7 protein-coding genes and 4 tRNA genes are annotated in these 6,659 nt (G+C 56.3%); all 11 read left to right on the forward strand.

From position 1 onward, the window contains the following. Window positions 1-165: 165 nt before the first annotated feature. The gene (locus tag Q0H50_RS07690) at window positions 166-1,365 is read left to right on the forward strand and encodes a C40 family peptidase (protein ID WP_294421080.1); all 1,200 of its coding nucleotides are present in this window, start codon (window positions 166-168) and stop codon (window positions 1,363-1,365) included. Window positions 1,366-1,970: 605 nt separating this feature from the next. After that, window positions 1,971-2,055 (forward strand) — tRNA-Tyr (locus tag Q0H50_RS07695). A 6-nt stretch (window positions 2,056-2,061) separates the two neighbouring features. Continuing rightward, window positions 2,062-2,137, forward strand: a tRNA-Thr gene (locus tag Q0H50_RS07700). Between the two features lie 7 nt (window positions 2,138-2,144). Continuing rightward, a tRNA-Met gene (locus Q0H50_RS07705) sits at window positions 2,145-2,221 on the forward strand. Window positions 2,222-2,302: 81 nt separating this feature from the next. Beyond that, window positions 2,303-3,505: an elongation factor Tu gene (gene tuf, locus Q0H50_RS07710; RefSeq protein WP_294421082.1), complete on the forward strand. Its 1,203-nt coding sequence runs from the start codon at window positions 2,303-2,305 to the stop codon at window positions 3,503-3,505. 103 nt (window positions 3,506-3,608) lie between these two features. After that, window positions 3,609-3,758 (forward strand): 50S ribosomal protein L33, encoded by a 150-nt coding sequence (gene rpmG / locus Q0H50_RS07715; RefSeq protein ID WP_042434722.1) that lies wholly within the window; start codon window positions 3,609-3,611, stop codon window positions 3,756-3,758. A gap of 23 nt (window positions 3,759-3,781) precedes the next feature. Next, window positions 3,782-3,858 (forward strand) — tRNA-Trp (locus tag Q0H50_RS07720). A 106-nt stretch (window positions 3,859-3,964) separates the two neighbouring features. Then, window positions 3,965-4,399, forward strand: a complete 435-nt coding sequence (gene secE, locus Q0H50_RS07725) for a preprotein translocase subunit SecE (protein WP_294421085.1) — start codon at window positions 3,965-3,967, stop codon at window positions 4,397-4,399. 3 nt (window positions 4,400-4,402) lie between these two features. Next, the gene (gene nusG / locus Q0H50_RS07730; RefSeq protein ID WP_042434717.1) at window positions 4,403-4,933 is read left to right on the forward strand and encodes a transcription termination/antitermination protein NusG; all 531 of its coding nucleotides are present in this window, start codon (window positions 4,403-4,405) and stop codon (window positions 4,931-4,933) included. A gap of 102 nt (window positions 4,934-5,035) precedes the next feature. Further along, complete coding sequence (gene rplK, locus Q0H50_RS07735) at window positions 5,036-5,527, forward strand: 50S ribosomal protein L11 (RefSeq protein ID WP_366936651.1); 492 nt, start codon at window positions 5,036-5,038, stop codon at window positions 5,525-5,527. Window positions 5,528-5,623: 96 nt separating this feature from the next. Further along, window positions 5,624-6,334: a 50S ribosomal protein L1 gene (gene rplA, locus Q0H50_RS07740; protein WP_294421088.1), complete on the forward strand. Its 711-nt coding sequence runs from the start codon at window positions 5,624-5,626 to the stop codon at window positions 6,332-6,334. Window positions 6,335-6,659: the final 325 nt, after the last annotated feature.

The raw sequence follows: 6,659 nt of genomic DNA on the forward strand, positions 1-6,659 counted from the left end.
GCTTCCCCGTTTCGCGTTTCGGAGGTTTGCGCTAAAGCATACGCATGAACTGGTTTTATGAACGCAAGCACACAAGCGTTTTTGTTGCAAGCGTTCTCCGTGCTATCATATGCGATGCTATTGCCCGTAACCACAGCACGAAAGCTCAATCTAGGAGGTTCTTGGATGAGCCAACATATAATCGATCTCAGCAGGCGAGCATTCATCGGCGGCGCAGCGGCGCTTGGCGCCATGTCGCTTATCATCCCCGAGTTCGCGTTTGCTGAAACGGCCGCTGAAAAGCAGGCCGAGGCGGATGCCGTCCGCAATCAGCTGGTCGGCTTACAGGCCGATCTTGAGACCGCCGGCGAAAACTACTATGCCGCTCTCGATGAGCAGGAAAGCGCCCAGCGCTCCATGGAGGAGCAGCAGGTTAAGATCGACGAGACCACCGAGGAAATCGAGGGTCTGCAAGATCGTCTGAGCACGCGCGCCCGCAGCATGTACCGCTCCGGTTCCACCACGTTCATCGACTTTCTGCTCGGCGCATCGTCTTTTGCCGAGTTCACGCAGAACTGGGAGCTGCTGAACCAGATCAACGCCAACGATGCCGACCTGGTTGATCAGACCAAGGCCGCTCGCGAACAGCTTCAGGCTGCCAAGGACGAGTTTGCCCGCCAGGAGCAGATCGCCGCTCAGAAGGCCGCGGAATGCAAGCAAATCCATGATGAGGTTCAGGTCAAGGTGCAAAACGCCACCGACCTTATGAACTCTCTCGACGAAGAGGCACGTGCCCTTCTAGAGCAGGAGCAGGCTGCGGCTGCTGCCGCAGCGGCTGCCCAGGCACAGGCAGAGGCGGAGGCTGCAGCTGCCGCAGCCGGCGGCAATGGCGGCGGAAACGACGGCGGCTACCAGGGCGGCGGAAGCAACGATAGCGGCAACCAGGGTGGCGGCTCCGGCGGCGGTGGCAGCAACCAGGGCGGCGGCAACAGCGGCGGTGGCAGTACCATCGTCTATCCCAGCGGTGGCGGTTCTGCCGGCGACAACAGTGCTGCGTACTCCTACGCTTGCTCGCGTATCGGTTGCCCGTACGTTTGGGGCGCTGAGGGACCGGATTCGTTCGACTGCTCCGGTTTGGTCACGTGGGCCTATCGTCAGCTTGGCATCGAGTTGCCGCACCAAAGCGAGTCCCAGAAGGCCTGCGCTTCTCGCGTGGTGTCCGTCAGCGAGGCTCGTCCGGGCGACGTTCTGTGGCGTTACGGTCACGTTGGAATCGCCGGCGGTTACGGTGGGACGCCGTACGTGCATGCTCCTACCTTTGGAGCCTCTGTGCGCAATACCGACTCGCTTTCGTGGTCGAACTTCACGCACGCGCTCCAGTTCTAGGTCTAGGCCACATAGGTCATAGATAGCACAACCAGATATTCAAGTAATCGAGGGGAAGGCAGAGGCCTTCCCCTCGATTCGTTTTGGAGCCCATGATCGATGAGCGGCATATGACATAGGAAGGAGGAGGCAGTCGCCGGATAGCTTCAGAGCAGCATCCCGCATAGCATAAGGGATGCTTAAGTAGATCGAGAGGTTGCCTCAAGAGCATCAAGCGGACATTAGGTGGGAGCTGAACAGGGAAAATGATGCACGCCCGATAAACAGGCCCCATGGAGTCATCAAGGGGAGTTTTCAACTTTCAAAAAAAGTTGAAAAAAGGGGTTGCCACAAGCGCCACTATCCCGTAATATACTTCCTCGCTTGCGGAGCTCAAAACAGTGAGCTTCGGAGTGGAACGCCAGCTGGAAAGCCGAAAGGCCAACAGCAACGGGTTATCGGATTTCAAAGCTTTATGAAGGTTTGAAGGGGATACACCCGGGGCCGTGTAAAGGGTTGACACGGTTTCTCAGCTAGCGTATGATTCCACTGCTCGCGCGTTCGGGTTCTCACCGATCCGCAAGCAGGCAGCTTGATAAATGCACATGAATTAAGCAGCGAAACATGGGCGTGTGCCCGAGTGGTTAAAGGGGACGGGCTGTAAACCCGTTGACTCTGTCTACCTAGGTTCGAATCCTAGCGCGCCCACCATCTTTCGCCTGTGTAGCTCAGTTGGTAGAGCACTTCCTTGGTAAGGAAGAGGTCGTCGGTTCAAGTCCGATCGCAGGCTCCAGCTTTTTGGCGGTGTAGCTCAGTTGGTTAGAGCACACGGTTCATACCCGTGGCGTCACTGGTTCGAATCCAGTCACCGCTACCAATACTTACACTGCGCCCGATTTATCGGGCGCTTTATTTTAGATTCGTTTCGCGAAAGCGATCCTTATAAGGAGGATGAAACATGGCTAAGGAGAAGTTCGAGCGTTCCAAGCCGCATGTTAACATCGGCACCATCGGTCACGTTGACCACGGTAAGACGACGCTGACTGCCGCTATTTCCAAGACGCTGTCCGAGAACGACGGCTCCCATGGCACCGCTCACGCTGACTTCACCGCCTTCGAGAACATCGACAAGGCTCCCGAGGAGCGCGAGCGCGGCATCACGATCTCCATTGCTCACATTGAGTACGAGACCGATGCTCGCCACTATGCTCACGTTGACTGCCCTGGTCACGCTGACTACGTTAAGAACATGATCACCGGTGCTGCCCAGATGGACGGCGCTATCCTGGTTATCGCTGCTACCGACGGCCCCATGGCTCAGACCCGCGAGCACATCCTGCTCGCCCGTCAGGTCGGCGTTCCCTACATCGTCGTGTTCCTGAACAAGTGCGACATGGTCGACGACGAGGAGCTCATCGAGCTCGTCGAGATGGAGACCCGCGAGATCCTGTCCGAGTACGAGTTCCCCGGAGACGACATCCCGGTCATCCGTGGTTCTGCTCTGAAGGCCCTGGAGGGCGACAAGGAGTGGCAGGACAAGGTTTGGGAGCTCATGGATGCTGTTGACTCCTACATCCCCACGCCGGAGCGTGACGTTGACAAGCCGTTCCTGATGGCTGTCGAGGACACCATGACCATCACCGGCCGTGGTACCGTTGCTACCGGTCGTGTCGAGCGTGGTGTTCTGCATGTGAACGACCCGCTGGAGATCGTCGGTATCAAGGAGACCCAGAACACGGTCTGCACCGGCATCGAGATGTTCCGCAAGCTGCTCGACGAGGCTCAGGCTGGCGACAACATTGGCTGCCTGCTCCGTGGCATCAAGCGCGAGGACATCGAGCGCGGCCAGGTTCTCTGCAAGCCTGGTAGCGTTACTCCGCACCAGAAGTTCGAGGGCCAGGTGTACATCCTGACCAAGGAAGAGGGCGGCCGTCACACCCCGTTCTTCGATGGCTATCGTCCGCAGTTCTACTTCCGCACCACTGACATCACTGGTGTTGCTCACCTGCCCGAGGGCACCGAGATGGTTATGCCTGGCGACAACGTGACCATCACCGCTGAGCTGATTCACCCGGTTGCAATGGAGGAAGGCCTCCGCTTCGCTATCCGTGAGGGTGGCCGCACCGTTGGTTCTGGTCGAGTGACCAAGATCATCGCTTAGTTTTAAGCTGCAGCTTTAAAGGGCCCGCTTCCGGGCGGGCCCTTTCTAAAGATTCATGTGTATGCGTTCAAGCTTGTTTGAATACGGCTTATAAGGAGAGTTCATGCGCACGATGGTTACCTTGGCGTGTACGGAGTGCAAGCGCCGTAACTACACGACCAAGAAGAACAAGCAGAACAACCCTGATCGTATCGAGTTGAAGAAGTACTGCAAGTGGTGCCAGAAGCACACCCTGCATAAGGAAACCCGATAGTTTTCAGAGGTTAGCACGGGCATAGGCCAGTAGCTCCAATTGGTAGAGCGGCGGTCTCCAAAACCGCATGTTGGGGGTTCGAGTCCCTCCTGGCCTGCCAGCTCGAATAGCGAGCAGCTTGTAGTCAGGTTGCTAAATTGATCAGCAGCTTGATGCCAGGCTGCTTGTTTGGCGTTTAGAGGTAAAACGATCCCTAAAGGAATCAGATGGCTAAGAAATCAAAAACTCAGCGTGCGAAGGCATCTGCCGCTCGCGCCGCTCGCAAGGAAGCTCGTCAGGCCGAAGCAGCTGCTGAGGCATTGAAGCAAGCTCAGGGCGAAAGCGCTGATACCGAAGCTCCTAAGAAGAAGCTGTTCGGTAAAGCATCTCAGGCCGATGATTCCGCTAAAGACGCCAAGCAGAGCAAGGCTGTGGAAAAGAAGGCCGAGAAGAAAGCTGTTAAGCCTAAGAAGAAGCGCTTCCAGTTCCTTAAGGATGTTAAGGCTGAGATGAAGCGCGTAACCTGGCCCAGCCGTCAGGACGTTCTTCGCTGGAGCGTTGTCGTAGTTGCTGCGCTGCTCTTCTTCGGTATTTACGTTGCTGTTCTTGACAACGGCATTATCACTCCGCTGTTGTTTTTGATTTCCGGATTGGGGGCATAAGGCATGTCGAAGAAGTGGTATGTGCTTCACACCTACTCCGGCTATGAGAACAAGGTGAAGACGAACCTTGAAACCCGTATCGAAACCATGGGTCTTGAGAACAACGTCTTCGCGATTGAGATTCCTACTGAGACCGTTACCGAGATCAAAGAGGGCGGTCGTCGTAAGGAAAGCGAAAAGAAGGTTTTCCCGGGTTACGTCTTGGTTCGTATGGAGCTTGACGACCGTAGCTGGGCCGCTGTTCGCAATACTCCCGGTGTTACCGGTTTTGTCGGCGCCGATAGCAAACCCGCGCCGCTTACTCGTGACGAGTACAACAAGATCATGAAGCGTACCAGTCACGAGGCCCCGAAGAAGACCTCTACCAATCTTGAGGCAGGGCAGGCCGTTAAGGTTGTCTCCGGTCCTCTGGCCGAGTTTGACGGCGTTGTTTCGGAGGTCATGCCTGATGCCGGTAAGGTTAAGGTAATGGTTTCGATCTTCGGTCGTGAAACCCCGGTGGAGCTTTCGTTCGATCAGGTTTCCTGCATATAGAATGGTCTCTGCAGTTTTAAGGCGTGCCCGCGTGGACCGGGGCTTCTCATTCCTTAGGCTGTGAAGATATATAGTGCAAAAGCATTTTGAAAGGTAATTAGAATGGCTGAGAAGAAAGTTACCGGCTTCGTCAAGCTGCAGATTCCTGCTGGCGCTGCGAATCCGGCCCCGCCCGTCGGCCCGGCTCTGGGTGCTCAGGGTGTCAACATTATGCAGTTCTGCCAGGCGTTCAACGCTCAGACGCAGGAGCAGAAGGGCACCATCATCCCTGTCGAGATTACGGTGTACGAGGACAAGTCCTTCACCTTCGTCTGCAAGACCCCGCCGGCGGCCGTGCTGATCAAGGAGAAGCTGGGCCTGAAGTCCGCTTCCGGCATCCCGCAGCTGAAGTTCGTGGGCACCCTGACTCAGGACCAGCTCCGCGAGATTGCTGAGATCAAGCTCCCCGACCTGAACGCAAACGACATTGATGCCGCCATGCGCATCGTTGCCGGCACCGCTCGTTCCATGGGCGTGCGCGTTGAGGGCGTCGAGATGAAGAAGACCTACGTGCCTTCTAAGAAGCTGGCCGCTATCCTCAGGGGCGAGGCTTAAGAATTCCGCATCGATTGATGCATTTGATTTTGGACAGTGGAAGGGCTTTGCGTTAGAAGCCGCATAAGCTCGCTACGAACCACGAAAGGAACTATCATGGCAAAGCATTCCAAGGCTTACCGCGCTGCCGTCGAGAAGATCGGCGATGCCACCTACGCTCCGCTTGAGGCGTTCGCTAAGGTGAAGGAAGTTGCAACCACCAAGTTCGATCAGACCATCGAGGCTCATTTCCGCCTGGGTATCGACACCCGTCAGGCCGATCAGCAGCTGCGTGGCACGGTCTCCCTGCCGAACGGCTCTGGTAAGACCGTCCGCGTCGCCGTTTTCGCCGAGGGCGCTGCAGCTGACGCTGCTCGCGAGGCTGGCGCTGACATCGTCGGTACCGACGAGCTGACCGCTCAGATCCAGGCTGGCGAGTTCAACTTCGACGCTGCTGTTGCTACTCCCGATCAGATGGGCAAGGTTGGCCGCCTGGGCAAGATCCTCGGCCCCCGTGGTCTGATGCCGAACCCGAAGCTCGGCACCGTTACCCCGAACGTCGCTCAGGCTATCAAGGAGCTCAAGGGCGGTCGTGTGGAGTATCGTGCTGACCGTTATGGTATTGCTCATGTCATCATCGGCAAGGCAAGCTTCACTCCCGAGCAGCTCGCTGAGAACTACGGCGCCGTCTACGACGAGATTCTGCGCATGAAGCCTGCTGCTGCTAAGGGCAAGTACGTCAAGTCCGTCAGCGTCTCCGGCACCATGACCCCGGGTGTTGCTGTCGACTCTTCCGTGAACAAGAACTACACGGTTGCTGCTGAATAAGCATCTCAGCCATTTCAGCTTATAAGGAGCGGTCCTTCGGGGCCGCTCCTTTTTGTATTGCATCATAACTTCAGAGCGTCAGACATGTATGCAAATACGCTAAGTTAAGGCGTGTGCCCCTGATTAATGATGGTTCCAAAGATATGACATGCTTTTCACTGGCCCATTCTGGTCTCTTGAGTTTGCAGTTTGTTACGTTGCTCGTATTCGGGGCGTCACATTGGGTAAACTTTTCGAGTTGATGCTTGGGCTTATAGGACAAAAAGTGTGTCCAGTTTTGGGCGTTGACGCAGGTCAACGCCCATTTTTTATTGAACAAGTCAAA

The organism is uncultured Senegalimassilia sp. (assembly GCF_934632265.1).
Taxonomy (GTDB): Bacteria; Actinomycetota; Coriobacteriia; order Coriobacteriales; family Eggerthellaceae; genus Senegalimassilia.

Excerpts from the sequence above, each read along its gene's own strand:
- Q0H50_RS07690 (WP_294421080.1), top strand. The coding sequence starts at position 166 with ATGAGCCAACATATAATCGATCTCAGCAGGCGAGCATTCATCGGCGGC.
- tuf (WP_294421082.1), top strand. The coding sequence starts at position 2,303 with ATGGCTAAGGAGAAGTTCGAGCGTTCCAAGCCGCATGTTAACATCGGC.
- rpmG (WP_042434722.1), top strand. The coding sequence starts at position 3,609 with ATGCGCACGATGGTTACCTTGGCGTGTACGGAGTGCAAGCGCCGTAAC.
- secE (WP_294421085.1), top strand. The coding sequence starts at position 3,965 with ATGGCTAAGAAATCAAAAACTCAGCGTGCGAAGGCATCTGCCGCTCGC.
- nusG (WP_042434717.1), top strand. The coding sequence starts at position 4,403 with ATGTCGAAGAAGTGGTATGTGCTTCACACCTACTCCGGCTATGAGAAC.
- rplK (WP_366936651.1), top strand. The coding sequence starts at position 5,036 with ATGGCTGAGAAGAAAGTTACCGGCTTCGTCAAGCTGCAGATTCCTGCT.
- rplA (WP_294421088.1), top strand. The coding sequence starts at position 5,624 with ATGGCAAAGCATTCCAAGGCTTACCGCGCTGCCGTCGAGAAGATCGGC.